This is a genomic window from Albidovulum litorale, assembly GCF_025751495.1.
Lineage (GTDB): Bacteria > Pseudomonadota > Alphaproteobacteria > Rhodobacterales > Rhodobacteraceae > Albidovulum > Albidovulum litorale.
In genome coordinates this window covers 234,892-261,041 of the sequence record NZ_JAOWKZ010000003.1, presented here as the reverse complement: position 1 = coordinate 261,041, position 26,150 = coordinate 234,892, and the positions used below count along the sequence as shown (strand labels likewise).

The following is a 26,150-nucleotide window of genomic DNA, read 5'->3' as shown; positions in this document are numbered from 1 at the left end:
AATGCGCGCCCGATCCAACCGAGGGTGCAGCTTGCGAGCCAGAACCCAGGTGCAGAGAAGACTCGCTCCTCCCGCAGCAAACACACCCGAGAGCGGCGCAACGAGTAAAACGAGCCAGACGGCGTCCGGCGTCAGTATGCCCGAGACGCGCTATTGTCCTGACAGAGACGAGATCGAATGACCCTGACCGCAAAGGTTGAGATCGAATAAAATAAAATTGACATCATTTTCATATTTATGTCAACCTAGCGTTGGTTGTTGTGTTGCAGAGGGCCGAATGAGTCTTGGCAAAATTCATTCATCCTCTCTGCGGGCGCGACCCGCACAACCTTTGAGAAGCGGTCAGCGCGTCCTGTATTTGCCTGGAGAAAAGCGAGAAAATGAACGGCCTTTCAATTCACGCTGTGGAACCTCACCACGGTGAGAGTGAATTTTGCGCTTGGCTTGCCGGCGACCGTACAAGCCTCCGTAAGGGAGAGCGCACACGCAAGGACCTGATGGTAACCTGTGCTGCGCTTCTTGCTTCAGAGCCATTTGATCGCCTCACGGTTTCGGGTCTGTGCAAGGCGGCAGGCGTCGCCCATGGAACGTTTTACGTCTACTTCGATAATCTCAACGCGATCCTGGCAGAGGTGCTCGGCCTATTTGTAGACCATGTTCAAATCCAGATGCGGTCGGCCGCGCGGCAAGGCAAGGATCCCGTCCGTGATACGACTGCGGCATATTACGCGCTGTTCAAAGAAAATGCCGGGTTGATGAAATGCCTCGTGATGGGCATCGACGCCTTTCCCGAAGCGAGAGGGGCATTCCAGCGACTTAACAACGAGTGGGCAACAACTGTTGTTCGCTCGCTTCAAAGACAGAAGCAAGCCGGACATCCTGAGGCAGACGAGATGATGCGTCGGGCCTATGCGCTTGGTGGCATGGTCGATCAGTATCTCACCGCCCTCTTCGTGACCGAAGACCCGTGGATCGCCGCGATCTCGCGGGATCCCGAGGCGGTGATTTCAACCCTTACAAGCATCTGGACGAAAGGCATGGAGGAATGAGCTTGCTTCAGGACGGGCACCTGTTGCCACTGGCCGGTATCGCGGAGCAACGGCAGGAGGCTTGGGAGCGGCAAAGCGTCTATGTCGCCGCGAACTCGGCTTTGTACCAAAGACTCTGGGATGGCAAGGCGCCGCCCCGACGACTGGAGGATATTGCCGAATTGCCTTTCTCGGACAAGGCGGGGCTGCGACTGGCGCAGCCCGCGTCGCCGCCGTTCGGTGACTACCTGGCGGCGGCGCCCGAGAAGGTCAGCCGGCTGCACCGGACCTCCGGGACCACGGGGCAGGCGATGAACCTTGCGATGAGCGCGCGGGATTGCGAAATTACCGAAATCGTCGGTGGCCGGGCGCAATCGCTTGCAGGGTTGAAGGCGGGCACGATGGTGGTCCACTGCCTGAACTACCAGATGTGGATGGGCGGGTTGACCGATCACCTGACGCTGGAGCGCACGGGCGCAACCGTCGTTCCGTTCGGCGTCGGATCGACGGAGTTGCTGATCAACACGATACTGGAAACCGGGATCACGGCGATTTCCTGCACGCCCTCCTACCCGGGTGTTCTGGAACGGGTCATTGCCGAGAAATTCCCGCATCTCACCCCCCGTGACCTCGGGCTTAAGTTGGGCCTATTCGGGGGCGAGCCCGGCATTGACGATCCGGCATTCCGCAAACGTCTGAGCGGCACTTGGGGGATGCAGCCACGCAATGCGAATTACGGTGTATCCGACGTGTTCTGCAATTTCGCGTCCGAATGTGCACACGACACGGCGCTGCATTTCGTAGCGCATGATGTGCTGCATGTGGAACTGATCGATTCAGACAGCGGCACACCAAAGGAGGTTGCCGCCGGGAACGAGGGCGAGTTGGTGCTGACCCATCTGAGTCGAGAATGCCAGCCGCTGGTCCGTTTCCGCACGGGCGACATCATCCGGGTCGAGAACACTGACACCTGCGCCTGTGGCTGCGCTGGGTTCCGGTTCCGGGTGATTGGTCGGTCGGATGACATGGTGGTCGTGCGGGGGCTGAACATGTTCCCGACCATGGTGGCTGCCGTGGTGACAAGCTTTGACGAACTGTCGGGCGACTACCGGATCGTTCTGGACGCGCCACCACCCTACGACGTGTTGCCTGTGCATGCGGAGCTGGCCGCGGACGGACATGACGATGGCGCGCTGACCCGGCGGATGGAAGAGCGGTTCAAGCAGAAACTAGGGGCGACGATCCGGGTCAAGATCGTCCCCCACGGGACATTCCCGCGAACCGAAGGCAAAACGAAACGTGTGATCAGGAGCTATCAATGACCACCTTCAGCTATGAGACCATTCGCTCGGAAATGACAGCCGAAGGCGTCAGGATGATTGCCCTGAACCGCCCGCAGGCGATGAACGCGATGAACCGCCGCCTGATCGACGAAATCTCGGTCGCATTCGGCGATGCCAATCGTGACCCCGGCACGCGGGCCATAATCTTGACCGGTGAAGGGCGTGCCTTCTGCGCAGGCGATGACCGGCATGAGCATGTGCACCCTGAGACCGAAGAAGAGGCCCGTGCCGTAGTCGACGCGATCCAGCGCGCGACGGTTGCCATCGTCATGGGGGCAAAGCCGGTCGTCGGAGCGATCAACGGCTGGGCGGTCGGTGGCGGTTTCGAATGGGCGATCAATTGTGACTTTCCGATCTGGGCGGAAAGCGCCAAGGGCTTTTTCCCCGAAGTGTCGCTCAACCTGTTCGTGACGGGTGCCGTGACCTCGATCCTGCCCGGTATTGTCGGCCCGGTGAAGGCACGCGAAATGCTGTTCCTGGGGCAGCGGTATTCGGCGGCGGAACTGAAAGAGATAGGTGTCGCGTGGAAGGTGGTGGCGGATGATGAATTGCTGGCCGAGGCCGAAGCGGTCGCATCGCAACTGGCCGCGCTGCCGACACTGTCCACCCGTGCGATGAAACGAGTGCTGAACCAGGCGACGGCCGGCGGGCTGCATCAGGCGCTGCAACTGGAAACCGAAGCGACCGTCGCGGGGTTCCTCGACCCAGAGACAACCCGGCTTCTGAAGGATTTTTAGGTTCGTTTCAGAAGAATTCGCCCCGAGACGAGGCCAGGTGCTGGCTAAGCGACGACCCCTGCCAAAAGGCAGCTTGGTCCGCACTGCAGTTGCTCAGCCGTCAGTAATGCTGCACCTGTCATTCAAGGTCGGCTTCAGGGAAGCTGCACCGTTGCGTGACGGTCGACGGTCAGAGTCCGCAATGGGCCGCAAGTGCCAATAGGACAAATCGGTGCAAATGACCGTTTCGTCCGAAGCGGAAATTCGCGGCAGGTGCGAAAGTGCCGAGGATTAATGACCGTTATGGAGATTCAGATTCCACGTCGAATGGAACCACAGTGCATGGGCCCGTCCTTTGGTGGAAGGATCCGGTGGTTTGAGATACCTCGTTGCTTCAGATGACTTTAGAGTGCGAGCTTGTTCGAGTTTACGGTCGTCGCCAAGGGAAGCGGATTGCCATTGGGGCATTTGGGAGTGAACAGGAATCACGCTCCACCATTGGCCTTGCGGCTGTATGCTCCAGGGATATCAAGAAACTGCCGATACTTTGCGACTGTGCGCCGTGAAATCGGCAGCCTCGCCTTGACGAGTTGCCTAGCCAGCGCCTCGTCCGATAGGGGGCATCGTGGATCCTCCGTTTCGACGAGCAGACGCAGCCTGTTCAACACATGGTCGCGCGTCCGGTCGGGGGCCTCGTCGCTGACTGGGCGCGCCAGAAAGTGCCCGGCGGGGAGAACGCCCAGATCGGTGCCGATCCTGCAATTGGAAAGGGCCCGGCTGATGGTGCTTTTGTTGACCCCGATCCGGTGCGCAAGCTGCGCCATGGTCAGGGGCAGCTTGTCGCGGGCGCGTCCGGTCCGGATGTACTTGTGCTGATGATCCGCGATGGCCTGACCGGCCGCCAGCAGGGTGTTGGCGCGTTTCTGCATCGCGCGAACCATGGAGGCGGCCCCTCGATAACAATCGCGGTAATAGCTTTGCGCGCGGGCGTCAGTCTCGGCGGCCATTGTAGCGGAAAAAAGTGCGTCATCGGTCAGGATTTGGGGCAGGGCTGATTCGTTCAGCGACGCAGTGCAGGTATCCCCGTCACTGGTGGTGAATAAAAGCTCCGGTGCGCTCGGTTGTGGCTCCACCGCCGACTGGCGCACCAGGGGGGCCGGGTTCAGGGCCCGGATGTCGTCGAGCATCTCAACGGCGTCTTCGCGATCAACCTCGCAAGCCGCGCAGATAGCGTCGATATCCTGCCGCGCAATGAGATCGAGCCGGCCGAGCAATCTCTCTATAAGCGGGTCGAAACGGTTTCTGGCCTGCAGCTGAAGGCGGAAGCTGTCGGCTAGCGACCAGGCAAACAGGCCCGCGGGCTCCGTACCCTGCTGAAGGAGCGGCAGCAGCACCTTCAGTTCAGAGAGATTGCACTGAAGGTAGTCGGCGGTTTCCTCGGGGCTGTCGGGCAGAAAGCCGCGATCGTCTAGGCTATAAACCAGATCCCGCGCCAGCAGGCTTTGCCGGGGGCTCAGCCGGATGAGCGAGACTTGCCGCAACAGATCGTCCGTGGCGCTTTCCTGCGCGGCGGTGTCGGCGCGCACCTCTCCGGTATTGCCAGAGGGCGGGGCCGGTGGGGGCGTACGAAGAAACCCATTGCGGCTTTGTTGGCGGCGGATGGCGTCTTGCAGTTCGTCCGCATCCATCGACAGGAGTGCGAGCGAGTGGCGCATGACCTGTGTCAGGGCAAGTTTCTGAGCCTGTGTCTGCCTTTGAACTTGCCGCATTGCCTGTCCCGGGACGCTGACGTGAGAGGTGCCCTGTCAGCTTGGCATCATCGTTGCTTGCAGTCAAATGCCATAACCCTGGAGGAAGCCATGAATGTGAACACCCAAGCCCGCAGCGCCGCGCTCGACACGTCCCATCTGGGGGTCGAGTACCCGTTCAAGTTGCGTTACGGCAACTTTATCAACGGCGCCTTCGTCGAACCGAAATCCGGCCGCTACTTCGAGAACGTCACGCCGATCACCGGCGAAGTGCTCTGCGAGATCGCCCGGTCGAATGAAGATGACATCAATCTCGCACTGGATGCCGCCCATGCGGCCTTCCCGGCCTGGGGAAGAACGTCGATCGCCGAGCGGTCGAACATGCTCTTGAAGATCGCCGACATCATGGAGCAGAACACCCAGCTTCTGGCGGTGGCCGAGACGTTCGACAATGGCAAGCCGATCCGCGAATCCATTGCGGCCGACCTGGCGCTCTGTGTGGATCACTGGCGCTATTTCGCAGGATGTATCCGCGCCGAGGAAGGCACGATCGGCGAGATTGACGCCGATACCTATGCCTATCACATTCCCGAGCCGCTGGGCGTCGTCGGTCAGATCATTCCCTGGAACTTCCCGCTTTTAATGGCTGTGTGGAAGCTGGCCCCGGCACTGGCGGCAGGCAATTGCGTCGTGCTGAAGCCCGCCGAACAGACCCCGGCCTCGATCATGGTTCTGGCCGAACTGATCGCCGATGTGCTGCCGGCGGGTGTCTTGAACATCGTCAACGGCTTCGGCCTTGAGGCGGGCAAGCCGCTCGCATCGTCCAACCGGATCGCCAAGATCGCCTTTACCGGCGAAACCACTACCGGCCGCCTGATCATGCAATATGCCTCGCAGAACATCATTCCGGTGACGCTGGAACTGGGCGGCAAATCCCCAAACATCTTCTTCGAAGACGTCATGGATGTTGACGACGCCTATTTCGACAAGTGCCTTGAAGGCTTCGCCATGTTTGCGCTGAACCAGGGTGAGGTCTGTACCTGCCCGTCGCGCGCGCTGGTCCAGGAATCGATCTATGACGATTTCATCGCTCGTGCGGTCGAGCGCACCAAGGCGATCAGGCAGGGCAACCCGCTGCAGATGGAGACGATGATCGGCGCGCAGGCGTCGACCGAGCAGATGGAAAAGATCAAGTCCTACCTGGAGCTTGGGGTCAAGGAAGGGGCCGAGTTGTTGACGGGTGGGTCCGTGGGCAGTGTCGAGGGCGCGCCGAATGGCAACTACATCCAGCCCACGGTCTTCAAGGGCCACAACAAGATGCGGATATTTCAGGAAGAGATCTTCGGCCCGGTCGTATCGGTCACGACATTCAAGGACGATGCCGAAGCGCTGGAAATCGCTAATGACACACTCTATGGCCTCGGTGCCGGTGTCTGGACGCGCGACACAAACCGCGCGTTCCGCTTCGGCCGCGGCATTCAGGCGGGTCGGGTCTGGACCAACTGCTATCACGCCTATCCCGCCCATGCGGCCTTTGGCGGATACAAGCAGTCCGGCATCGGGCGGGAAACGCACAAGATGATGCTGGACCATTATCGCCAGACCAAGAACCTGCTGGTCAGCTACAGCCCGAACGCGCTGGGTTTCTTCTGATAGATCGACAGAACGGCGGTCCCGACCTGGTGCGGGGCCGCCATCGCGAAAGGACGCAAGAATGCAGCGCAACATGACAGTGACGGCAACGCACGAGGCACTGGACCTGCTGCGCGAGATCAAGGCGCGGTTCGGGGCCGATCTTCTGTTTCACCAATCCGGCGGGTGCTGCGACGGATCCGCACCGATGCTGTTTCAGCAGGGCGATTATCTGATCGGCAATAACGACGTTCTGGTCAGCGATGTCGACGGGGTGCCATTCTACATGAACGCAGATCAGTACGAGCGCTGGAAGCACACCGACCTGACCATCGACGCGATCAAGGGGATTGGCGGGATGTTTTCGCTCGAAAACGGGTCCGGCCGCAGGTTCCTGACCCGGTCCGATATCTGCCTGCCTGAATAATCCCACATCCAATTGCAGTTTCCAGAAATGACGGGCGGTCCGGGTTCGGATGTTGCCCGTTCCCTATTGTGGCCAAGTCGCCATCCGGGCGATGCGCTGCGCCAGCCAAACTGGCACGATCGTTGCTTTCAAAGGTGGAAAGGAGACCGCCGCCATGACCAAAGTCGGCATCATCGCCAATCCCGTTTCGGCCCGCGACATCCGGCGGATTGTCAGCCATGCAGGCAACCTGCCGATCAACGATCGCGCGAATATCGTCCTGCGGATGCTGACAGGATTGATGGCGACCGGGGTGGAAGAGGTCGTGATCATGCCGGAAAACGGCGGCATCCGCACCCAGCTGATGCGCACCATCGACCGCGAATCCCGCATGGGCCATCTGCGGTTTCCGCGCGTCAGCTATCTGGACATGCCGGTCACCTGCACCTCGGACGACAGTGCTGAGGCGGCGCGGCAGATGCACGATCAGGGCGTCGGCGCGATCGTGGTGCTGGGCGGTGACGGGACCAACCGCGTCGTCGTCTCGCGTTGCGGCAACACGCCGATTGCGGGGGTATCCACCGGCACGAACAACGCCTTCCCCGAACTGCGCGAACCGACGATCACCGGTCTGGCGGTAGGGCTGGCGGTGACGGGGCAGGTACCCTGCGATCATGCCTATTCCTACAACAAGCGGCTGGAAGTGCGCGTCAACGATCAGCGTGAGATCGCGCTGGTCGATGTCGCCGTCGTCTCCGAACGCTTCATCGGTGCCCGCGCGATCTGGAAGACCGCAAATTTCCGCGATCTCTTTGTCACCTTCGGGCGGCCAGACGGGATCGGCATGTCGTCGATCATCGGGCTTCTGGCGCCACTTGACCGGCAGACACCCGAAGGCCGGCGCGCGCGCCTGTTGCCGCTGGAGACGGCAAAGACCCGGCTGGTCGCCCCGATCGCGCCCGGCCTGATCGAAGAGGTCGGCATCGGCGGCGTCGAAAAGGTTCTGCCCGACACGGTCTATCTGCCCAGCGTCTCGGCCGGGTCCTTCGCGCTCGATGGCGAGCGCGAGCTGACCTTCAGCGAAACCTGCGATGTCAGCATCCGCCTTCAGACCGATGCGTTCCGAACCGTCAACGTGCCCGATTGCATGGCCTATGCGGCCCGGCACGGGCTTCTCACCCGCGCGGCGTCCGAGGCGCTGCGTACCGCTCATCAAACAGGGAGGACCACATGAGCAACCCGTTCCCACTGGAAAAAGACGGGCTTCTTGAAGCCTATCGCCGGATGAAGACGATCCGCGAATTCGAAGAGCGTCTGCATGTCGATTTTGGCCGCGGCGACATCCCGGGCTTTGTGCACCTTTATGCGGGCGAAGAGGCCGCGGGCGTCGGCATCATGATGCACTTGCAGGACCACGACCGCATCGCCTCCACCCACCGGGGCCATGGCCACTGCATCGCCAAGGGCGTGGATGTCAAAGGCATGATGGCCGAGATCTATGGCAAGGCGACCGGTTCTTGCGCGGGCAAGGGCGGGTCGATGCATATCGCCGACCTGTCCAAGGGCATGATGGGTGCGAACGGCATCCTCGGCGCCGGTGCGCCGCTTGTCTGTGGTGCTGCGCTGGCAGCGCAGAAGCTGGGCCATGACGGGGTGGGCATCACTTTCTTCGGCGACGGCGCCTCGAACCAGGGCACGGTGCTGGAATCGATGAACCTGGCCGCGATCTGGAACCTGCCTGCCATCTTCGTCGTGGAAAACAACGGCTATGCGGAATCGACCAGCGTTGACTATGCCGTCGCCTCCGACAGCTATGTCGACCGCGCGACCGGGTTCGGCATGCCCGGCATCACGGTGGACGGCACCGATTTCTTCGCTGTCTACGAGGCGGCGGGCGAGGTCGTGAAGCGCGCCCGCGAAGGCGGCGGACCGACGCTCCTGGAATGCAAGATGATCCGCTTCTTCGGCCATTTCGAGGGCGACGCCCAGACCTACCGCGCCCCGGGCGAGAACGAGGACAACCGCAAGAACCGCGACTGCCTCAAGATCTTCCGCGCCAAGGTGACCGAGGCGGGCGTACTGACCGATGCCGAGCTGAATGCCATCGACGCCGAAGTCATGACGCTGATCGAGGATGCGGTGCGCGAGGCCAAGGCCGCGCCCCTGCCCACCCCCGCAGACCTGACCACCGATGTGTACGTGTCCTACTGACACGCGCTGACACGAGAAAGGAGAGAGAACATGGCACGTACATTGAGCATGAAAGACGCGATCAACGAGGCGCTGGATCAGGAAATGACCCGCGACCCGACGGTGATCATGATGGGCGAAGACATCGTCGGCGGCGCCGGTGCGGCGGGCGAGGATGATGCCTGGGGCGGGGTTCTGGGGGTCTCGAAAGGGCTTTACCACAAGCACCCGAAACAGATGATCGACACGCCCTTGTCCGAAAGCGCCTATGTCGGCGCGGCGATCGGGGCGGCAACCTGTGGCCTCAGGCCGGTGGCGGAACTGATGTTCATCGACTTCATGGGCGTCTGTCTGGACCAGATCTACAATCAGGCGGCCAAGTTCCGCTACATGTTCGGTGGCAAGGCCGAGACGCCGGTGGTGATCCGCGCGATGTGCGGCGCGGGTTTCCGCGCGGCGGCCCAGCACAGCCAGATGCTGACCCCGATCTTCACCCATATCCCGGGGCTGAAGGTGGTCTGCCCCTCGAACGCCTATGACACCAAGGGCCTTCTGATCCAGGCGATCCGCGACAACGATCCGGTGATCTTCCTTGAGCACAAGAACCTTTACGCCTCGGAATGCGATGTGCCCGAAGAGCCCTATGCCATCCCCTTCGGCGAGGCGAACATCGCCCGCGAGGGCAGCAATGTGACAATCGTGACCTATGGCCTCATGGTGCCCAATTCTCTGGCCGCCGCCGAGACGCTGAAGAAGGAAGGCATCGACGTCGAGGTGATCGACCTGCGCACGCTTTCGCCCATCGATATGGATACGGTGATCGAAAGCGTCGAGAACACCGGCCGTCTGGTCTGCGTGGACGAAGCCAACCCGCGCTGTTCCATTGCCTCCGACGTCTCGGCCAGCGTGGCGCAGGAGGCGTTCAAGGCACTGAAGGCGCCGATCGCGATGGTCACAGCGCCGCATGCGCCGGTGCCCTTCTCGCCCGCGCTTGAAGACCTCTACATCCCGTCGCCCGACCGGATCGCCGCGGCGGTGCGCAAGACCATGGGGGCCTGAGGGAATGAGCGATCTGATAACGCCGATCCTCATGCCGAAATGGGGCCTTTCCATGCGGGAAGGCACCCTTGCCGCCTGGCATGTGGAGGAAGGCACCGAGATCAGCCCCGGCGACGAGATCATGGATGTCGAGACCGACAAGATCGCAAATGTCGTGGAGGCCGCCGATGGCGGTCTCCTCCGGCGCCGCGTCGGGCAGGCGGGCGAGGTCTATCCTGTCCGCGCGCTTCTGGGGGTTCTGGCCCCGGCCGAAGTGTCGGACGCCGAGGTTGACGCCTATGTCGATGCCTTCGAGATGCCGCAGGTCGAGGAGGATGAAGACTCCGGCCCGGCGCATGACTATGCCGATCTGCCCATCGGCCGCATCCGCTATACCACGCGAGAGGGCGAGGGCGTGCCGATCCTCCTGATCCATGGCTTTGGTGGCGATCTGGACAACTGGCTCTTCAACATCGACGCGCTGGCCGAAAAGGCGCCGGTTCACGCGCTGGATCTGCCCGGCCATGGCCAGTCGGTCAAGGCTGTGGACAATCCCGGCCTTGGTACGATGGTCGATGCTGTGGTGCAGCTCATGGATCACCTCAATATCGAAAAGGCTCATCTTGTCGGCCATTCGATGGGCGGGCTCGTTTCCGGACAGGTCGCCATCGACCATCCGGGCCGCGTCGCCTCGCTGACGCTGATCTGTTCCGCCGGTCTGGGGGAGGAGATCAACAGCGGCTATATCGACGGTTTCGTCGGGGCGGCCAGCCGCAAGGAGCTTAAGCCTGTGCTGAAGGACCTCTTTGCCGATCAGAGCCTTGTCAGCCGCGCGATGGTCGATGACCTCTTGAAATACAAGCGGCTGGACGGTGTGCAGGGCTTCCTTGAAGCCCTCAGGGGCAACCTCTTTGTCGCGGGCCGACAAGCCGCCGGGATCGTTGCGGGTCTGGCCGGTTTCAGTGGTCCGGTTCAGGTGATCTGGGGCGCCGGGGACGCGGTGATCCCGCAAGCCCACGCCAATGCCATCCCCGGCGCCAGCGTCACCGTCATCGAGGGCGCGGGCCACATGGTCCAGATGGAGGGCTCCTCGCGGGTCAATGATCTGATCAGGGATCAGATCTGATCCGGCCCCTGCCCACCCGGTACGCTCCCGTCCGGGTGGGCATTTTCATGGAAAGACGAATGATATGAGCACGCAGAAAGAAAAACTGGCCGAAACCAACAAGCGCCTGATGGGTCTTTTCAAGGCCGATCAGAAAACCATGCTGGCCTTCAAGGGTCTCAGCGACACGGCGGTGCGCGAGGGCAATGTCGCGACCGCGATGAAGGAGATGATCGCCGTGGCCATCGCCGCCGCGCGGGGCTGCGAGGATTGCATCCTCTATCATGTGAACGAGGCCAAAACCCACGGCGCTGACCGCGCCACGCTGGTCGAGGTTCTGGCGATAGCGGTCGAAATGTCGGGCGGGCCCGGAACCGTCTACGCGGCGAAGGCGCTGGATGCCTTTGATCAGCTTTGACGACATCACCGCATTGAGTGAGGACGAGATGAAAACAGGATCAAGGGTGCCGTCGACACCCGTTCAGCAACTGGCGGACGGCGAGGTCAGGCAGATCGACCTTGCCGCACGTTCGGCCGGGAAAACCATGGTTCTGGTCGCGGTGCCGGGTGCCTTCACGCCGACCTGCACCGACGATCACGTGCCGGGCTATCTGCGCGACGCTGAGGCGTTCCGGGACGCCGGAGTGGATGAAATCATCATCCTTGCCACCAGCGACTTTTTCGTGGTCAGGGCCTGGGCCGACCAGTTCGACCCGCCCGAAACCGTGCAGTTCATGGCCGATGGCAGCCAGAAGTTTGCCCGTGACGCCGGGCAGGTTCTGGACCTGATGGATCTGGGGCTGGGGCTGCGGACGCAGCGCTATGCGGCGGTGATCCGTGACGAGAGGGTGGACTGGATGGCCATCGAACCGGATGCTACCGCGGTCACAATCACCGCGTCGGGGGAGGTTCTTTCACACCTCGCGCGATAGTCTGACGTCAGCTCGCCCTTGGAGGGTTTAGGGGACTGTCCGTCCTGCCGCCAAGCCTCAAAAGACTCGCAATACCCTTGTTTTGTTGATAGTTTCGCCTCGTCATCGCCCGCGCAGTTCCGTGGGCCGATGGCGGGGTCGACGCTTTGGGAGGGGCGCCGTCATGGATCAGTCAATCGCGTTCGCGCGGCATGTGGAAGAAATCGTCTCGGCCGCCGAGGGCAAACAGACGTCGCGCGACCCCGAGGTTGTCCAGTCCTGGCTGCGCTGCCTGAACGACTACAAACTTGACCCCGAACACAAGGGCGAGGCCCGAATTCTCCCCCAGAATGTCCTGCGTCAGCATCAGCAGGAAGCCGAAGACCTGATGACCATCGCCCGCTTCGGGATGGAGGATCTCTACCGGCGGGTCAACTCCATGGGTTATGTGCTGCTTTTGACCGATGCCAAGGGGGTGACGGTCGATTTCATCGGGGACGAAAAGGTGGACCGCGAACTGAAGCGGGCGGGCCTTTATATCGGCTCCGAATGGAGCGAACAGAACGCCGGAACCTGTGGCGTCGGCGCCTGCCTGACATCGGGAGAGGCGATCGTCATCCACCAGACCGACCATTTCGACATGGCGCATACGCCCTTAAGCTGCACCGCCGCGCCGATCTATCATTCGGACGGCGCGCTGATCGGTGTGCTTGACGTTTCCTTGCTGATGTCACCGACCGAGAAATATTCCCAGGCCCTGACGCTGGAAGTGGTCAAGTCCTGTGTTCGCCGGATCGAACTGGCCAATCTGATGAATTCGCGCAAATCCGACTGGATTTTGCGGCTGAACCGGACGTCCGAGTTTCTTGGCGTCGATCCAAGTTGCGCAATTTCGGTGGCCCCGGACGGAACGATTTCGGGGCTGACCCACGGCGCGCATCAGTTGTTCTCCAAGACACAGGGTCTTCAGACCCCCAATGCGCAGTCCTTTGTGGGCAAACCATTTGAGGAAGTATTCGATTTCGATTTCAATGAAATACCCTGCCTTGTTAATGCCGAGACACCGGGGGAACAGGCGCTGGAACTGTCCGATGGACAGGTCATCTTTGCCGATGTGCAGGCGCCCTTGCGGCGTGAACGCGCCCCGGCGCGATCTGTCCTGCCAAAGCCGCTTGCGGAAATCCACGGCGGCGACGCAAGCATGCAGAGTATTGCAGAGAAGGCGGCAAGGATCGTCGACAAGCAGATCAGCATCATCCTTGAAGGTGAAACCGGCGTCGGCAAGGAATATGTCGCCAAGGCGCTCCATGCCTCGCGCAAGAAGAAGGGACCCTTCGTTGCGATCAACTGTGCCGCCTTGCCCGAGGCGCTGATCGAGAGCGAATTGTTCGGCTATGCGCCCAACTCTTTTACCGGGGCCAATTCAAAGGGCAAGAAGGGCCTGATCGAACAGGCCAATGGCGGCACGCTGTTCCTGGACGAGATCGGGGACATGCCGTTGGTCTTGCAGGCGCGTCTGTTACGGGTGCTGGCCGAAAAAGAGGTGATGCCGGTTGGCTCGACAAAACCCGTGCCTGTCGACATCCGGGTGATCTCGGCCTCGCACCGCAATCTCAAGTCGCTGGTCGATGCGGGGCAGTTCCGGCAGGACCTTTATTACCGGCTGAACGGTGTGGTTCTGGGTATTCCGGCGCTGCGGGACCGGACAGACAAGTCTTGGGTCATCCGGCAGATCGCCGCGCTGGTGTCGGACGGATCTGTGATGCGCTTTTCCAAGCCTGCGGAAGAGGCGCTGATGGCCCATGACTGGCCAGGCAACATCCGTGAGATGATCAACGTCTTCGAACTGTGCCTGGCGCTCAGCAATGACGGTGTGGTCGGGATCGACGATCTACCTGAGAATTTAATATTGCAATAACAATGATCTAAAAGGCTTGACTGTTTGAGTTGGCCGGACTGGCATGGTCGTTGCTTTCTTCTGATTGGCACCATCTGAATGCCGATCAGGGAGGAAGGAATGAAATACAGTTCGCAAACCATCACGAACCCGACCCGCAGGGCATTCCTGCAAAACTCATCCGCCGCCGTCGCCGCCGCTGGCCTCGGCGGGATCGGGTCGTTCATCGCGACGCCGTCCTTTGCCAATGGCTATGCCGCGGGGATGACCGGCGGACCAACCGGCTTTGAGGGCGCCGAACGGTTCCAGTACAACAACACCATGTCCGAAGGTCGGGCGATCGAGGGGATCAAGGCGCTTCAGGCGGCGGGCAATGCGCCTACCAAGATTTCCATGCTGCTGACCGACGGAGCGATTGGCCAGATCACCAACCCGTTCCCGGAAGGGGCGCCCTCTGCCAAGGAGGTCTGGGAACGCGAGACCGGGATCGAGATCGACATCATCGGCGCACCGGCCGAAGACATCTTCAAGAAGGTGATGCAGGATGTGACCACCGGGGGTGGCACGTTTGACATCTATACCGGCCCGTGGAACTCGACCGGCGATCTGGTGTCGTCGGGTGGCGCGGTGAACTGCTCTGACTTCGTGGCGAAGTACCAGCCGGACTGGGGTGATCCCGAACGCGGCACGACGACGCCGGAAAACGAGAAGCTCCTCTATACCTACGCGGGCGATTACTATTCCTTCTCGCTCGACGGCGATTATCAGACCTGGTTCTACCTCAAGGGTCTTTACGAAGACCCGCGCGTGCAGGAGGCGTTCCTGACCGAAACCGGGGCAGAGCTGAAGGCGCCTGACACATGGGAAGAGGTCGACCGCATTTCGAAATTCTTCACGGGCAAGGATTTCGGCAATGGTCCGATGTACGGCAATGGCAACCTGATGAGCCCGTTCTGGGGGCTGGCCACCTTCTATGCGCGCTTCGCCTCGATGGATTTCCCGAACTTCTTCTTCTTCAACGAAGATGGCAGCCCGAACCTGAACAGCGAGCTTGGCCTGCAATGCGCCGAGGAGCATGTCCGCTCCTTCGAGTGGAGCCCGCCCGACGCGCTGACCTTCACATGGGCCGAGGCCTACGCCACCATGTGGAACCTGCAGATCCCGCATACCGCGATTTACACTAACCTTGTAAAGTTCGGTGACGGGTTCAACCCCGACGGCACGCCGAAATCGAAAGCCACGGGCATGATCGGCAGCCACCTTCCGGTCGGGCGCCGCTTCGGCGATCAGATCAACCGTCGTTCGGTGCTTTATTACAGCATCACTGCGTGGATTTCGTCGCAGTCGAAGCATCCCGAGGCGGTCTATCTGTACCTGCAATGGCTCAGCTCGACCCGCACCTATACCTGGATGGCGGGCAACCCCGGTGGCTATTTCGACCCGTTCCAGCAGGCGAATTTCAAGGAACCGCTCGTGGCGCAGAGCTACCAGCCCTATTCGATGGAGACGATCCCGGCGACCATCGCCCGGTCGGTTCCCTCGATCAACTTCGCTGGCCAGACCGCGCTGGATAACGCGCTGGACGAAGAGCTGCAGGCGGCGATCACTGGCCAGAAATCGGTGCGCGACGCCATGGATGCGGCGCAGGGCAAGTGGGAAAAGATCATCAAGCGGCAGGCCCGCAATGGCATCGTCGAGGCGATCCAGGCCAGCCGCGCCACCTGGCCGACGCTCGTCGATCCGGCCTGACCCGGCTCTGGCGGGGTGGGTCGGTTCCACCCCGTCAGACCAGCCCACGATTTCAGGGAGACAGCGATGAAACCGTCACCGGGCGCCCTGGCGCTGAAATATCTCTTTATCCTTCTGGCCTGCGCGGTCGTGCTCTATCCGCTGCTTTGGATGGTCACGATGGCCTTCAAGCCCTATCCGGAATGGACGACCGTCGCCGGGCTGACCTGGCTGCCGCAAGACCCGACCTGGCAGAATTTCGAGTTCATCTTCTACGGCCGTGCCGAAGGTCTGGTCGTCAGCCTTGACCGCACCATCACCGGCCCGCTGATTGCAAGCCTCGTCACCTCGGTCTGCGGCACGGCGCTTGCGGTCGTTTCGGGCACGCTGGCGTCCTATGCCGTGGTACGTTTCGGGCTGGCGCAATCGCTGCCGCTCTCGGTCCTGCAACTGCGGTTGTTCCCGCCGCTGGCGGTCATGATCCCGGTCATGGTGATGTGGGCCTTTATCGGCGCGGTGGATACCTGGTGGGGCCTGTCGCTGATCTACGGCATCGTGACGCTGCCCTTTGCCTTCTGGCTGATGAAGACCTTCTTCGAAGAGGTCCCGGTCGAGATCGAGGACGCGGCCCGTGTATCAGGGTGTTCCTACTGGCGGGTCTTCTACCGCATCACCCTGCCCATCGTGAAACCGGGGCTGGCGACCTGCGCGCTGTTCGTCTTCATCCTGAACTGGTCCGACTACCTGCTGGCGCTGATGCTGACGCAGAAGGAATGGGTCACGCTGCCGGTCTATATGGCCACGCTGACCTCGGCCATGGGCGGGCAGATGTATGGCATGAAGGCCGCGCTTGGCGTCATCGCCGCCATCCCGCCAGTCGTCTTCGGGCTGATGATCCAGAAACATCTGGTGCGCGGCCTGACCTTCGGAGCACTCAAGCAATGACCGATCAAGCACATACGGGCGAAGCCAGAACCACCAGACCACAGGGCTATTGGGCAAGTGTGGCCCGCGACGGACAGAAGATGGGCTTCTGGTTCATCCTGCCGACCTTCCTTTTGCTGCTCTTCATCGTGGTCTTTCCCTTCTTCATGCAGCTCTATCTCAGCGTGACCTGGTGGACGCCGCTGGAAGGCATCCCCTGGTACAGCGCGTGGGAGGTCTTCAGCTGGTTCGACAACTACCTGACGCTTGCCACCGATCCCCGGCTTTGGGGCGCACTCTGGCGGACGGCGCTGATCATGATCGTCGCGGTCCCTGCACAGTTTTTTCTGGGTATGGCGCTGGCCTATCTCTTCATCGACCAGTTCCCGGGCCGCAAGCTCTTCTATTCGATCCTGCTGACGCCGATGATGATCGTGCCGGCGGTCGTCGGGCTGATGTTCTTCCTGCTCTTTCAGGGCACCGGGCCGGTCAACGCGCATCTGGGGCTTCCGGCGGATTTCTCGTGGCTGACCGACGTGAACCGGGCGATGATCTCGGTGATCGTTGCCGACATCTGGCAATGGACACCGCTGATGTTCCTGATCCTGCTCGCGGGCATGCTGGGCGTGCCCTCCGATCAACTTCTCGCGGCGCGGCTTCTCGGCGGGTCGAACTGGCAGAACTTCGTCAAGATCATCCTGCCGCGGATGAAAACTGTCATCATCATCGCGCTGGTGCTGCGCACGGTCGAGTGCTTCAAGATCTTCGACCTCATCTACATCATGACCAAGGGCGGTCCGGGCGTGCAGACTGAAACCATTTCGGTCTTTCTCTACAAGCAGACCTTTGGCGATCTGGAATGGTCCTATGTGGCCGCAATCGGCCTGACGATCCTGATCGTCCTTTCTGTCATCGCTGCCAAGGGCCTTGCCTACATGGCCAGGAAACAGGGGTAACGCCATGTCCTCCATCCAGATCAGAAACGTGACCAAGCGGTTCGGCGAGTTCACTGCCGTGCGCGACTTCTCCATCGACATCGAAGAGGGCGAATTCGTCGCCCTTCTCGGGCCATCGGGCTGCGGCAAGACCACGACGATGAACATGATCGCCGGGCTGGAAGAGCCCACGGAGGGGCAGATCCTGTTTGACGGGCAGGACCTCGCGGGCCTGCGTATCCAGGACCGCAATATCGGTTTCGTCTTCCAGAACTACGCGATCTTCACCCATCTGAGCGTCTACAGGAACCTGTCATATGGGCTTGAGGTTAAGAAAGTCGCCAAGCCTGAAATCGAACGCCGCGTGCAGGCGATGGCCGAGCGGATGAGCATCTCTCATCGCCTCGATCAGCCGGCATCCAGCCTCTCGGTTAACGAGATGCAGAAACTGGCGATCGGACGGTCGGCCATTGTCGAGCCGCGGATCTTCCTTCTGGACGAGCCGCTGTCGAACCTTGACGCAGGCTTCCGCGCCTACATGCGGGCCGAGCTGAAGGTGCTTCAGCACGAGTTTGGCCAGACGATGATCTATGTCACCCATGATCAAATCGAGGCGATGAGCCTCGCCGACAAGATCGCCATCATCGACCGGGGCCGCCTGATGCAATACGGCGCGCCGCTGGATATCTACAACGACCCGCAGAACCGTTTTGTCGCCAACTTCGTCGGCAGCCCGCGGATGAACCTTGTGGACGGTGAGTTGCGCGAAGAACGAGGCGCGCTGCATCTGATGCTGCATGGCGGGGCCGAAATTCCGCTTTCGGGGAAGGTGCGTGCCGATTTTACCTGTGACGGATCGGTGCATGGCGGATCCTTCGGGGTGCGCCCGCAGGATATCTATTTCGGCGAAAAGCGTGGCGGCGACGACATTACCATGCACGGCAAGGTCGAGGTTCTGGAGCGCGTCGGGCCCAAACGGCTCGCCCATCTTCAGGTGCAGGACACGCTGTTCCTGGCCTTTGACGATCTGGACCAGCTTCGGGTCGGGGATGAAGTGCCGTTTTTCCTGCCGTCGGACAAGAGCCTGGCATTCGACATGAAGACCGGCCGCAGGCTGGGAGGGGTGTAAGATGGACGCAATCAAGATCACGGAAGCGGTCAAACGCTATCCTGAATTCACGCTCGGACCGATCAGCATGTCGGTCCGGCAGGGCGAGTTCTTTGGTATCTTCGGCCCGCCTTCGACGGGCAAGACTTCGATCCTGAAACTGATCCTCGGCCTGCTCAGCCCGGATGAGGGCCGCGTCGAGATTGCCGGTCAGGACGCGGCCGGGCTGGACGTCTCGGCACGCGGCATTTCGATGGTGTTCCAGAACCTCGCGCTGTTTCCGCACATGACCGGGCGCGAGAACATCATTTTCCCATTGAAGGAACGTGGTGCCCCGGAGGCCGAGATTTCCAATCGGCTGGATATGGTTTCCGAAGTGCTGCATGTCAGCCATATCCTGCACAAAAACCCCGCGCAGATGTCCGGCGGCGAACGCCAGCGCATCGCTTTGGGCCGGGCCTTTGCCGCACATTCCCGCGCCATGCTTCTGGATGAACCCATCGCCGCGCTCGATGCCCGCCTGCGCGAAGAGATGCGCGTCGAGCTCAAACGCCTGCAACGCGAGAATAATCAGGCCTTTGTCTATGTCAGTCATGACGAGGAGGAGGTGATGGCGATTTCCGACCGTGTCGCAGTGATCATCGGCGGCAGGATCGCCCAGATCGGAACCCCGGACGAGGTCTATACCGAACCATGCTCGATTGATGTCGCCGGTGTGATCGGGTCGCCCCCGATGAACTTCTTCAAGGGAAGGTTCTCGGACAACGCCTTGCATTTTGAAAGCGATGCCCTAGGCACCCGTATCCCGGTTGTCGGCACGACGCAGAAGGGTGGGGTCGGAACACTGGGAGTGCGCCCCGAGGATATCTGGCTGGGCGAAACCCAAGGCAACCCGTCCTTGAAGGTGCGCATCGTCACAGTGGAGCCTTTGGGTGGCTACACAATTGTCAATGCACGCGCCGGCAAACAGATCGTCAAGATCCGCGCGCCGGGCCAGGTGGTTCTGGAAGAAGGCGCCTGGCAGTCCGTCAGCGTGGATGCCAGGCGGCTGCACTTTTTTGGCCCAGATGGCGTGCGGCTGTAAGCGCCGCACCGAATCTGACACAGATATCGCGCCCTCGCAGGTCGCTCAATACCTCAGCCGCAAGAGCCATTGCCGCGCAGCGGCTTCGTCCTTGTCCGCTATATTGCCGTTCGACCGACGGAAATGCTGCAACCAAGCGCTAACGGCAGCTTCGCGGAAGCTGCGCCGTGGCGTCGAACCCCGTCGCGAATGTCGCTATGGGCCGCCCGTATCCGGAGGGTCCTACGGCTCAGACTTCGATTCCTTCGGCGATGGCCAACGCGTCTTCGATCTCGGCACCGAGATACCGGACCGTGCTGTCCATCTTGGTGTGCCCCAGGAGGAGTTGCACGGCACGCAGATTGCCGGTCTTGCGATAGATCTCGGCGACCTTCGTCCTCCGCATCGAATGCGTCCCGTAGGAACTTGGCTCAAGCCCGATCGACGTCACCCAGTCGCGCACAAGGCGGGCGTATTGGCGCGTTGAGATATGAAGCCGCTCATGAAAGCGTCCGGGCCAGAGATATTCCGAACCGATCATCAGCGGGTTTCTGAACCAGTCCTCCAGCGACTTCCGCGTGCCCTCGGAGAGTTCGAAGCGGACCGGCTTCTGTGTCTTGCTCTGGATGATCGAGGCGCGCTCCTTCACCTGTCCCGCCGCATAGACATCGGCGACCTCGAGCTTCACCAGATCGCAGCCCCTGAGCTTGCTGTCGATCACGGTATTGAAGATCGCGAGGTCGCGGATGTTCCCGGCCAGTTCGAGCCGGACCCGGATCGCCCAGACATGCTTCGGCAGCAGAGGCCGCTTCTGGCCGACGAGATGGCACTTGTTCCAGGCGGGGCGGCAGGCGCGGATGGCGGGAAGATTGGCGATGGTCATGGCATCTCCTCCGGCCCGCCCCGTCCCTTGAATGCAGAAGCCTTCCAGGCTCGTATGCACCGCCGACACGCCGGGTGAAATGACACGGATACTGTATTCTCCGCTCGCGGAGGCCGACCTTGAAGACATCTGGCTGTTCACCGCGCAGCGCTGGTCCACAGAACAAGCGGTCGCCTGTAACACCGACCTAATCAACGCGGTTGACCAACACGCGCGCGGCGACCGGACGGGGAGGCCGGTGTCGATTGCGGAGGGAATGCAGAAATACCTGTCCGGGCGCCATGTCATCTTCTTTCGCAAGAGCGAAGACGATATCGTGGTCGTGCGGATCCTTCATCAGAGCATGGATGTCGAGCGGCACCTCTGAGATCCATCTCCGAACAATCTGACTCCGACTTTCTGCGTCGAACCTGAATGGCAGCAATGCGGGCTGCGACCGCAGCATCGCTGCCAGTCGCTGGATGTCGGCAAAGGGCCGTTTCCCCCGATCTTCTGAAGCAACCGCTGGACTACGTGTGCAAGGGAAGCGGTAGTCGCAGGTGAGCGCCGACACTTGGGTGGCGCGTGCTCGGCCCGGGTTTCGGGCCTTCGGTCAGTACCTGGCGGTGCATGGGGCGCCGCCGTGAATGGAGTGACCGGGAATGACCAAACTGAGCAAGACAGAAGCTGCCTTGATCGCAAACGCCGCAACACGGGATGAAGGCGCATTGCTGCTCGCACCGGAGGGGATTGCCGGGAAGGTCCATGATCGCGCTCTGGAAGCCCTCGTGACGAAGGGGCTCGCGAAACAGGCGATCCCCGACGGAGACGAGACTGCAGACGCGGCAACATACTTCCTTACCGGTGCAGGCCGCGCGGCTTTCCGGCCGTCCTGTCCGAGGAGGGCGGTCGCAAGGCATACCGGCTGCAGGGCTGAAGCGATGGCAGCGAAGCCCGCGCAGCACAGGCCTCCCGACCTTGATCTTGCCGTACTGGCCGGAGCGAAGGCAGCTGATTTGCGGCAGCTCTGGCAAGCGCGGCGCGGAGAGCCGCCGCCGACACTCTCGGGGCGCCTCATGCGGCTCGTCCTCGCCTGGGAGATCTAGGCCGACGCGGAGGGCGGCGAGTCTTCGGCGGTTCGTCGGCAATGGCAGGCGGTCATGACCCGGAGGGCAGGGGGTGCACACGCGGAAGATGCGGTGAACGGTCTCTCCGCACCACCCGCCGCCTCAGGCACCCGGCTCTTGAAGTCGTGGGGCGGGGAGACCCACGAAGTGCTCGTCACTGCGGAGAACGTGATCTGAAAGGGAAAGCCTTATTCCTCCCTCTCCGCCGTGGCGCGGGCGATGACGGGGACACCGCGCAGCGGACCCAGGTTTTTCGGGCTCCGAGAGGACGGGCAATGATCCGGCAGCGCTGCGCGATCTATACGCGGAAGTCCACGGAAGAGGGGTTGGAGCAGAGCTTCAACTCGCTCGAAGCGCAGCGGGAGGCCTGCAGCGCCTACATCCTGAGCCAGCGATAGGAGGGTTGGTCGGAACTTTCCGATCGCTACGACGACGGCGGCTTCTCCGGCGGGTCGATGGAACGTCCGGGTTTGCAACGGCTGCTTGAAGATGTCCGCGCGGGGCGGCTCGACGTGATCGTGGTCTACAAGGTGGACCGGTTGACGCGGGCCCTGTCGGACTTCGCAAAGATGGTGGAGATCTTCGATGCGGCAGGCGTCTCCTTCGTTTCGGTGACCCAGGCCTTCAACACGACCTCGTCGATGGGGCGGCTCACGCTCAATGTGCTTCTCTCGTTTGCCCAGTTCGAGCGCGAGGTCACTGCGGAGCGCATCCGAGACAAGGTGGCGGCCTCGAAGCGGAAGGGCATGTGGATGGGCGGCGCCGTGCCGTTTGGCTATGAGGCACAGGACAAGGCGCTCATCGTGAACGCCGACGAGGCGGACGCCGTGCGGACAATCTTCCGGGAGTATCTGGAGGCCGGCTCCGTCCCGGTCTCGCGGCGACGGCTCGGCCGGCTCGGGATCGTCAGCAAGGTCCAGACGGAAAGACACGGACGGGTGACCGGCGGGCAGCCATTCTCGTCCGGCGCACTCTATCATCTCCTGCAAAACGCAACCTATGTCGGCAAGGTCCGTCACAAGGGTGACATTCACATCGGTCAGCATGCTGCGATCGTGGATGAAGCCACCTGGCAACGTGTACAGGAGCATCTCGACGGCAACGGCGGCGGCCCGATATCCGGTCGCCGCAAGCCCGCCTAACGCTGGCTTGACGGCCACCTCTTCAACCAGCACGGCTGCCCGATGAGGACAAGCTACGCGATGCGGACGGTACGATCCGGATCGGTTCGGCTGTCCAAACGCTACTGGTACCATGTGTCGAAGCCGGATCACGCTGACGACAGACGGATAGTAGATCGCCGTCCGGCTGGTCCTCTGGAGAGTGTCGTACGAGAGACCATCCTGCGGCGCCTACTGGACCGTGCCTGGCTGACATCGGTGCTGGCCACCGCCGGCGTTCGTCCCGAAGCAATCTCTGATGCGCTGGAGCAGGCCCCGAAGGACGCATCCGCTCTCTCAGGTGCGAGCGGCATGGACAGCCTTTCAGCCTATCTGCATCGAGTTGAGCTGCGGGAAGGACTTGTGAGCTTTCGGGTCAATCTCGCACCGCTCCTCAATGATCTTGTTGCGTCCGAAGTGCTCGCCCCTCCGATCAAGGTACCGATCACGCTGCAACGCAACGGCCGGAACCGTCCGATCGTGCTGCGGGCGGACAACGTGTTCCGCAGCGCGATCCGAACCTCATCGCGTTGGTCGCGGATGCGCGGCGCTGGATGCAGGGTCTCATTGAAGGCCGGGCGGGTTCCGTTGCCGAACTCACCGAGCGGGAGCAGCTGCGTCCCGGCGCCATCAGCCGCATCCTGCCGCTGGCCTGGCTCGCGCCGGACATCACACAGGCGATCCTGGAAGGCCGCCAGCACGCTGACCTTACGGCCAAGGCCTTGCGTGATCTGCCGGAACTCCCGCTCGCCTGGTCCGACCAGCGCCGGGCCCTTGGGTTCCCTGCCGCCTGATCCGCAGCACAGACCACGGAGAGATATCACGCGAAATCCGCCCTCAGAGACTTTGTGCGGAAACCGCAGCTTCTGGCCCCTTACAGAGACGAAATGCCGCCGATGTTCGGAGCCTGCTCCGCACAAGGCGCGGAAACCACGGCACAATACCGCGTGCAGAAATATCTGGCTCTGAATGGGAGGGTGGATGGTGGGCGACCCTGGAATCGAACCAGGCATGGGTCTCCCCGGCGGAGTTACAGTCCGCTGCCGCACCTTGCAGCACGTCGCCCGACGCGGGGCCGGGAATACGCGAGGGGCTGATAGGCGTCAAGGAAGAAAATCCACGTTTGCGGTCTTGCGTCATTCGGGCCCAGGGCGCATTGTCAGCCGCCATCGGCAAAGGGACCTGATACAATGAAAAAACCCGCCTGGGTGATCGAAAAGGAACGCGCGAGGCGGGCTGCGGCGGCCGAAACCGTGTGGCTCTTCGGGCTGCATGCGGTGCGCGACGCTTTGATGAATCCCGCGCGTGAGAAACTGCGTCTGGTGGTGACCAAGAATGCCGCTGACCGGCTGGGTGAAGCGCTCGGTGCAGGCGGGCCGGAGCCCGAAATCGTCGATCCGCGCAAGTTCGATTCCCATGTGCCGCTCGGGGCCGACAGCGTCCATCAGGGTGCGGCGCTGGAGGTGAAGCCGCTGGCCTGGGGCGGGCTCGACGAGGTCTGCGCGGCGGGGCAGGGGCGGGCGCTGGTTGTTGCGTTGGACCGGGTGACCGACCCGCACAATGTCGGCGCGATCCTGCGCTCGGCCGAGGTATTCGGCGCCCGTGCCGTCATCGCCCCGGCCCGCCATGCGGCCCCCGAAACCGGGGCGCTGGCCAAGACGGCGAGCGGCGCGCTGGAACGCCAGCCCTATCTGCGCATCGGCAATCTTGCCGAGGCCCTCGAACGGCTGCGGGACATGGGTTACGTGCTACTGGGCCTTGATGGCGAGGCGGACAAGACATTGGCCGAGGCTTTGGCCGATACGGGTCAAAGGCCTGTCGCCCTTGTTCTGGGCGCCGAGGGGCCGGGCCTCAGGGAAAAGACCCGCGAAACCTGCGATCACCTTGTGAAAATCCCCTTCGCCAGCACGTTCGGCTCGCTCAACGTATCCAACGCGGCGGCGGTCGCGCTCTACGCGGCGGCAACGCGCTAGACATCGGTTCTATAGATCACCCTTGCCCCACTTTCGATCACGCTTGCGGGAGGCATCTTTCACGAAGCTCCGGGTGATGTCATCTTGAGGCCAACCGGGCACCCGCCCTTGAGGAACCACCATGACACTGACCCGCCGCGCGCTTATCGCTGCTATCCTCGTGATCCCCGTTGCAGGAACCATTCTGCGCCCGGCCTTGGCTGCGGAGCCGGAAGTTTATGCCCCGAACGGGGTCGCGATGGGCGGTTATGACCCGGTCGCCTATTTCACCGATGGCCGTCCGGTGATGGGCAAGGCGGCCCACGCGCTGCGCTGGCGCGGCGCGCTGTGGTACTTTGCCAGCGCCGAGGCGATGGAATCGTTTGAAATGAACCCCGCCGGATACGCGCCGCAATATGGCGGCTATTGTGCTTATGCGATGTCGAAAGGGGCGATCGCCCCGACGGTTCCCGAGGCCTTCACGGTTCATGACGGCCGACTGTACATGAACTTCTCGACCGAGGTCCGCACGATCTGGAGCGGCGACATTCCCGGCAATATCGCTCTTGCCAACGGAAACTGGCCCGCGGCACTCGGCCAGTGATGTGATCACAACTGCGCGACGGAATCTTTAAAGTCGAATGGCAATACCTACATAATTCTTTGGAAACGTGGCACCGGAACAGCCGCGTTTCAATTCACTGTCCCTCGTTCCGCGACTGGCGCCCGTCCCCTTGGATCGGGCGCCTTTTTCTGGCAATGGGCCTTCATGACCGATTATTCCGACAGTTTCCTGCGCAGCATCCTCACATCGACCCGCGTGATCGCGGTGGTCGGGGTGTCGCCCAATCCGGTGCGGCCGTCCTATTATGTCGCGCGCTATCTAGGGCTGAAGGGCTTTACCGTGATCCCGGTCAATCCCGGTCACGCTGGGGGCGAGATCCTCGGCCGCACCGTCTATGCCGATCTTGCCTCCATTCCCAAGGATATGAACGTGGATATGGTCGACATCTTCCGCCGCTCGGACGCGGTACCGGCCATTGTCGACGAGGCGCTGGCGGAACTGCCGAAGCTGAAGACAATCTGGATGCAGATCGGCGTGGAACATGCCGAGGCCGCGGCGCGGGCCGAGGAGCGCGGGATCAGGGTGGTGCAGAACCGTTGCCCCAAGATCGAATACCAGCGGCTTTACGGCGAGTTGCGCATGGGCGGCTTCGCGACGGGCGTCATCTCATCGAAACTCTGAACCGGGCCGCTGCAACGGGCGGGCCAAATAA

At 61.9% G+C, this 26,150-nt stretch carries 28 protein-coding genes and 1 tRNA gene; 26 read left to right on the top strand and 3 right to left on the bottom strand.

Going from position 1 to position 26,150, the window contains the following annotated elements; translation table 11 throughout:
- The first annotated feature begins 380 nt into the window (after positions 1–380).
- From OEZ71_RS12120 to OEZ71_RS12110, 3 genes are read left to right on the top strand one after another with little or no spacing between them, the layout of a single operon-like run.
- Positions 381–1,049: a TetR/AcrR family transcriptional regulator gene (locus OEZ71_RS12120; protein ID WP_263740253.1), complete on the top strand. Its 669-nt coding sequence runs from the start codon at positions 381–383 to the stop codon at positions 1,047–1,049.
- Positions 1,046–2,350, top strand: coding sequence for a phenylacetate--CoA ligase family protein (locus OEZ71_RS12115; RefSeq protein WP_263740252.1), 1,305 nt, complete (start codon positions 1,046–1,048; stop codon positions 2,348–2,350). The genes OEZ71_RS12120 and OEZ71_RS12115 overlap by 4 nt, the downstream gene beginning before the upstream one ends.
- Positions 2,347–3,108 (top strand): enoyl-CoA hydratase/isomerase family protein, encoded by a 762-nt coding sequence (locus tag OEZ71_RS12110; protein WP_263740251.1) that lies wholly within the window; start codon positions 2,347–2,349, stop codon positions 3,106–3,108. Before OEZ71_RS12115 ends, OEZ71_RS12110 begins: the two co-directional genes overlap by 4 nt.
- A gap of 464 nt (positions 3,109–3,572) precedes the next feature.
- On the opposite strand, the gene OEZ71_RS12105 is transcribed toward OEZ71_RS12110, so the two are convergent.
- The gene (locus OEZ71_RS12105; protein WP_263740250.1) at positions 3,573–4,856 is read right to left on the bottom strand and encodes an RNA polymerase factor sigma-54; all 1,284 of its coding nucleotides are present in this window, start codon (positions 4,854–4,856) and stop codon (positions 3,573–3,575) included.
- Between the two features lie 90 nt (positions 4,857–4,946).
- On the opposite strand from OEZ71_RS12105, the gene adh reads away from it, so the two are divergent.
- The 14 genes from adh to OEZ71_RS12035 all read left to right on the top strand — a co-directional run bounded on the left by adh (position 4,947) and on the right by OEZ71_RS12035 (position 19,793).
- Positions 4,947–6,488, top strand: a complete 1,542-nt coding sequence (gene adh / locus OEZ71_RS12100; RefSeq protein ID WP_263740249.1) for an aldehyde dehydrogenase — start codon at positions 4,947–4,949, stop codon at positions 6,486–6,488.
- A gap of 61 nt (positions 6,489–6,549) precedes the next feature.
- Positions 6,550–6,894 (top strand): DUF779 domain-containing protein, encoded by a 345-nt coding sequence (locus tag OEZ71_RS12095; protein ID WP_263740248.1) that lies wholly within the window; start codon positions 6,550–6,552, stop codon positions 6,892–6,894.
- Positions 6,895–7,048: 154 nt separating this feature from the next.
- Positions 7,049–8,107: an ATP-NAD kinase family protein gene (locus tag OEZ71_RS12090; protein WP_263740247.1), complete on the top strand. Its 1,059-nt coding sequence runs from the start codon at positions 7,049–7,051 to the stop codon at positions 8,105–8,107.
- Positions 8,104–9,084 (top strand): thiamine pyrophosphate-dependent dehydrogenase E1 component subunit alpha, encoded by a 981-nt coding sequence (locus tag OEZ71_RS12085; protein WP_263740246.1) that lies wholly within the window; start codon positions 8,104–8,106, stop codon positions 9,082–9,084. Before OEZ71_RS12090 ends, OEZ71_RS12085 begins: the two co-directional genes overlap by 4 nt.
- A 30-nt stretch (positions 9,085–9,114) precedes the next feature.
- On the top strand, positions 9,115–10,122 hold the full coding sequence (locus OEZ71_RS12080; protein WP_263740245.1) for an alpha-ketoacid dehydrogenase subunit beta: 1,008 nt from the start codon (positions 9,115–9,117) through the stop codon (positions 10,120–10,122).
- Between the two features lie 4 nt (positions 10,123–10,126).
- Positions 10,127–11,227: an acetoin dehydrogenase dihydrolipoyllysine-residue acetyltransferase subunit gene (locus tag OEZ71_RS12075; RefSeq protein ID WP_263740244.1), complete on the top strand. Its 1,101-nt coding sequence runs from the start codon at positions 10,127–10,129 to the stop codon at positions 11,225–11,227.
- 64 nt (positions 11,228–11,291) lie between these two features.
- Positions 11,292–11,624 (top strand): carboxymuconolactone decarboxylase family protein, encoded by a 333-nt coding sequence (locus tag OEZ71_RS12070; protein ID WP_263740243.1) that lies wholly within the window; start codon positions 11,292–11,294, stop codon positions 11,622–11,624.
- On the top strand, positions 11,605–12,138 hold the full coding sequence (locus OEZ71_RS12065) for a peroxiredoxin family protein (RefSeq protein ID WP_263740242.1): 534 nt from the start codon (positions 11,605–11,607) through the stop codon (positions 12,136–12,138). Before OEZ71_RS12070 ends, OEZ71_RS12065 begins: the two co-directional genes overlap by 20 nt.
- Before the next feature lie 163 nt (positions 12,139–12,301).
- A complete protein-coding gene (locus OEZ71_RS12060; RefSeq protein ID WP_263740241.1) occupies positions 12,302–14,035 on the top strand; it encodes a sigma-54-dependent Fis family transcriptional regulator in 1,734 nt (577 codons plus the stop codon).
- A 99-nt stretch (positions 14,036–14,134) separates the two neighbouring features.
- Positions 14,135–15,763 carry an ABC transporter substrate-binding protein gene (locus tag OEZ71_RS12055; protein ID WP_263740240.1) on the top strand — a complete coding sequence of 543 codons (1,629 nt, stop codon included), beginning with the start codon at positions 14,135–14,137 and terminating at the stop codon, positions 15,761–15,763.
- A 66-nt stretch (positions 15,764–15,829) separates the two neighbouring features.
- Positions 15,830–16,687, top strand: coding sequence for a carbohydrate ABC transporter permease (locus OEZ71_RS12050; protein ID WP_263740239.1), 858 nt, complete (start codon positions 15,830–15,832; stop codon positions 16,685–16,687).
- The gene (locus tag OEZ71_RS12045) at positions 16,684–17,622 is read left to right on the top strand and encodes a carbohydrate ABC transporter permease (RefSeq protein ID WP_263740238.1); all 939 of its coding nucleotides are present in this window, start codon (positions 16,684–16,686) and stop codon (positions 17,620–17,622) included. Before OEZ71_RS12050 ends, OEZ71_RS12045 begins: the two co-directional genes overlap by 4 nt.
- A 4-nt stretch (positions 17,623–17,626) precedes the next feature.
- The gene (locus OEZ71_RS12040; RefSeq protein WP_263740237.1) at positions 17,627–18,730 is read left to right on the top strand and encodes an ABC transporter ATP-binding protein; all 1,104 of its coding nucleotides are present in this window, start codon (positions 17,627–17,629) and stop codon (positions 18,728–18,730) included.
- A 1-nt stretch (position 18,731) separates the two neighbouring features.
- Positions 18,732–19,793, top strand: coding sequence for an ABC transporter ATP-binding protein (locus OEZ71_RS12035; RefSeq protein ID WP_263740236.1), 1,062 nt, complete (start codon positions 18,732–18,734; stop codon positions 19,791–19,793).
- Between the two features lie 229 nt (positions 19,794–20,022).
- On the opposite strand, the gene OEZ71_RS12030 is transcribed toward OEZ71_RS12035, so the two are convergent.
- Entirely contained in the window at positions 20,023–20,655 is a 633-nt protein-coding gene (locus OEZ71_RS12030; RefSeq protein WP_263740235.1) for a tyrosine-type recombinase/integrase, read from the bottom strand.
- A 31-nt stretch (positions 20,656–20,686) separates the two neighbouring features.
- Between OEZ71_RS12030 and OEZ71_RS12025 the strand changes: the two genes are divergently transcribed.
- From OEZ71_RS12025 to OEZ71_RS12000, 6 genes are all read left to right on the top strand, one after another.
- Complete coding sequence (locus OEZ71_RS12025; RefSeq protein ID WP_263740234.1) at positions 20,687–21,022, top strand: type II toxin-antitoxin system RelE/ParE family toxin; 336 nt, start codon at positions 20,687–20,689, stop codon at positions 21,020–21,022.
- A 274-nt stretch (positions 21,023–21,296) separates the two neighbouring features.
- Entirely contained in the window at positions 21,297–21,740 is a 444-nt protein-coding gene (locus OEZ71_RS12020; protein ID WP_263740233.1) for a hypothetical protein, read from the top strand.
- A 93-nt stretch (positions 21,741–21,833) separates the two neighbouring features.
- Positions 21,834–21,938, top strand: a complete 105-nt coding sequence (locus OEZ71_RS12015) for a DUF2924 domain-containing protein (RefSeq protein WP_263740232.1) — start codon at positions 21,834–21,836, stop codon at positions 21,936–21,938.
- 30 nt (positions 21,939–21,968) lie between these two features.
- Positions 21,969–22,040, top strand: a complete 72-nt coding sequence (locus OEZ71_RS20265; RefSeq protein WP_412175636.1) for a hypothetical protein — start codon at positions 21,969–21,971, stop codon at positions 22,038–22,040.
- Between the two features lie 176 nt (positions 22,041–22,216).
- Complete coding sequence (locus tag OEZ71_RS20260) at positions 22,217–22,903, top strand: recombinase family protein (RefSeq protein WP_412175630.1); 687 nt, start codon at positions 22,217–22,219, stop codon at positions 22,901–22,903.
- 572 nt (positions 22,904–23,475) lie between these two features.
- Positions 23,476–23,715: a hypothetical protein gene (locus OEZ71_RS12000; protein WP_263740231.1), complete on the top strand. Its 240-nt coding sequence runs from the start codon at positions 23,476–23,478 to the stop codon at positions 23,713–23,715.
- Positions 23,716–23,903: 188 nt separating this feature from the next.
- On the opposite strand, the gene OEZ71_RS11995 is transcribed toward OEZ71_RS12000, so the two are convergent.
- Positions 23,904–23,987, bottom strand: a tRNA-Tyr gene (locus tag OEZ71_RS11995).
- A 124-nt stretch (positions 23,988–24,111) separates the two neighbouring features.
- Between OEZ71_RS11995 and rlmB the strand changes: the two genes are divergently transcribed.
- The 3 genes from rlmB (at position 24,112) to OEZ71_RS11980 (ending at position 26,119) form a co-directional block, all read left to right on the top strand.
- A complete protein-coding gene (gene rlmB, locus OEZ71_RS11990; RefSeq protein ID WP_263740230.1) occupies positions 24,112–24,894 on the top strand; it encodes a 23S rRNA (guanosine(2251)-2'-O)-methyltransferase RlmB in 783 nt (260 codons plus the stop codon).
- A gap of 121 nt (positions 24,895–25,015) precedes the next feature.
- The gene (locus OEZ71_RS11985; RefSeq protein WP_263740229.1) at positions 25,016–25,477 is read left to right on the top strand and encodes a YHS domain-containing (seleno)protein; all 462 of its coding nucleotides are present in this window, start codon (positions 25,016–25,018) and stop codon (positions 25,475–25,477) included.
- Between the two features lie 165 nt (positions 25,478–25,642).
- On the top strand, positions 25,643–26,119 hold the full coding sequence (locus OEZ71_RS11980) for a CoA-binding protein (protein WP_263740228.1): 477 nt from the start codon (positions 25,643–25,645) through the stop codon (positions 26,117–26,119).
- Positions 26,120–26,150: the final 31 nt, after the last annotated feature.

Coding starts and splice junctions, on each gene's coding strand:
- OEZ71_RS12035 (WP_263740236.1), top strand. CDS start 18,732: ATGGACGCAATCAAGATCACGGAAGCGGTCAAACGCTATCCTGAATTC.
- OEZ71_RS12045 (WP_263740238.1), top strand. CDS start 16,684: ATGACCGATCAAGCACATACGGGCGAAGCCAGAACCACCAGACCACAG.
- OEZ71_RS12120 (WP_263740253.1), top strand. CDS start 381: ATGAACGGCCTTTCAATTCACGCTGTGGAACCTCACCACGGTGAGAGT.
- OEZ71_RS12060 (WP_263740241.1), top strand. CDS start 12,302: ATGGATCAGTCAATCGCGTTCGCGCGGCATGTGGAAGAAATCGTCTCG.
- OEZ71_RS12065 (WP_263740242.1), top strand. CDS start 11,605: ATGCCTTTGATCAGCTTTGACGACATCACCGCATTGAGTGAGGACGAG.
- OEZ71_RS12020 (WP_263740233.1), top strand. CDS start 21,297: ATGACCAAACTGAGCAAGACAGAAGCTGCCTTGATCGCAAACGCCGCA.
- OEZ71_RS12030 (WP_263740235.1), bottom strand. CDS start 20,655: ATGACCATCGCCAATCTTCCCGCCATCCGCGCCTGCCGCCCCGCCTGG.
- adh (WP_263740249.1), top strand. CDS start 4,947: ATGAATGTGAACACCCAAGCCCGCAGCGCCGCGCTCGACACGTCCCAT.
- OEZ71_RS12085 (WP_263740246.1), top strand. CDS start 8,104: ATGAGCAACCCGTTCCCACTGGAAAAAGACGGGCTTCTTGAAGCCTAT.
- OEZ71_RS12080 (WP_263740245.1), top strand. CDS start 9,115: ATGGCACGTACATTGAGCATGAAAGACGCGATCAACGAGGCGCTGGAT.
- OEZ71_RS12110 (WP_263740251.1), top strand. CDS start 2,347: ATGACCACCTTCAGCTATGAGACCATTCGCTCGGAAATGACAGCCGAA.
- OEZ71_RS20260 (WP_412175630.1), top strand. CDS start 22,217: ATGGAACGTCCGGGTTTGCAACGGCTGCTTGAAGATGTCCGCGCGGGG.
- rlmB (WP_263740230.1), top strand. CDS start 24,112: ATGAAAAAACCCGCCTGGGTGATCGAAAAGGAACGCGCGAGGCGGGCT.
- OEZ71_RS11985 (WP_263740229.1), top strand. CDS start 25,016: ATGACACTGACCCGCCGCGCGCTTATCGCTGCTATCCTCGTGATCCCC.
- OEZ71_RS12000 (WP_263740231.1), top strand. CDS start 23,476: ATGCAGGGTCTCATTGAAGGCCGGGCGGGTTCCGTTGCCGAACTCACC.
- OEZ71_RS12105 (WP_263740250.1), bottom strand. CDS start 4,856: ATGCGGCAAGTTCAAAGGCAGACACAGGCTCAGAAACTTGCCCTGACA.
- OEZ71_RS12025 (WP_263740234.1), top strand. CDS start 20,687: ATGCAGAAGCCTTCCAGGCTCGTATGCACCGCCGACACGCCGGGTGAA.
- OEZ71_RS11980 (WP_263740228.1), top strand. CDS start 25,643: ATGACCGATTATTCCGACAGTTTCCTGCGCAGCATCCTCACATCGACC.
- OEZ71_RS12055 (WP_263740240.1), top strand. CDS start 14,135: ATGAAATACAGTTCGCAAACCATCACGAACCCGACCCGCAGGGCATTC.
- OEZ71_RS12115 (WP_263740252.1), top strand. CDS start 1,046: ATGAGCTTGCTTCAGGACGGGCACCTGTTGCCACTGGCCGGTATCGCG.
- OEZ71_RS12095 (WP_263740248.1), top strand. CDS start 6,550: ATGCAGCGCAACATGACAGTGACGGCAACGCACGAGGCACTGGACCTG.
- OEZ71_RS12050 (WP_263740239.1), top strand. CDS start 15,830: ATGAAACCGTCACCGGGCGCCCTGGCGCTGAAATATCTCTTTATCCTT.
- OEZ71_RS12075 (WP_263740244.1), top strand. CDS start 10,127: ATGAGCGATCTGATAACGCCGATCCTCATGCCGAAATGGGGCCTTTCC.
- OEZ71_RS12090 (WP_263740247.1), top strand. CDS start 7,049: ATGACCAAAGTCGGCATCATCGCCAATCCCGTTTCGGCCCGCGACATC.
- OEZ71_RS12070 (WP_263740243.1), top strand. CDS start 11,292: ATGAGCACGCAGAAAGAAAAACTGGCCGAAACCAACAAGCGCCTGATG.
- OEZ71_RS12040 (WP_263740237.1), top strand. CDS start 17,627: ATGTCCTCCATCCAGATCAGAAACGTGACCAAGCGGTTCGGCGAGTTC.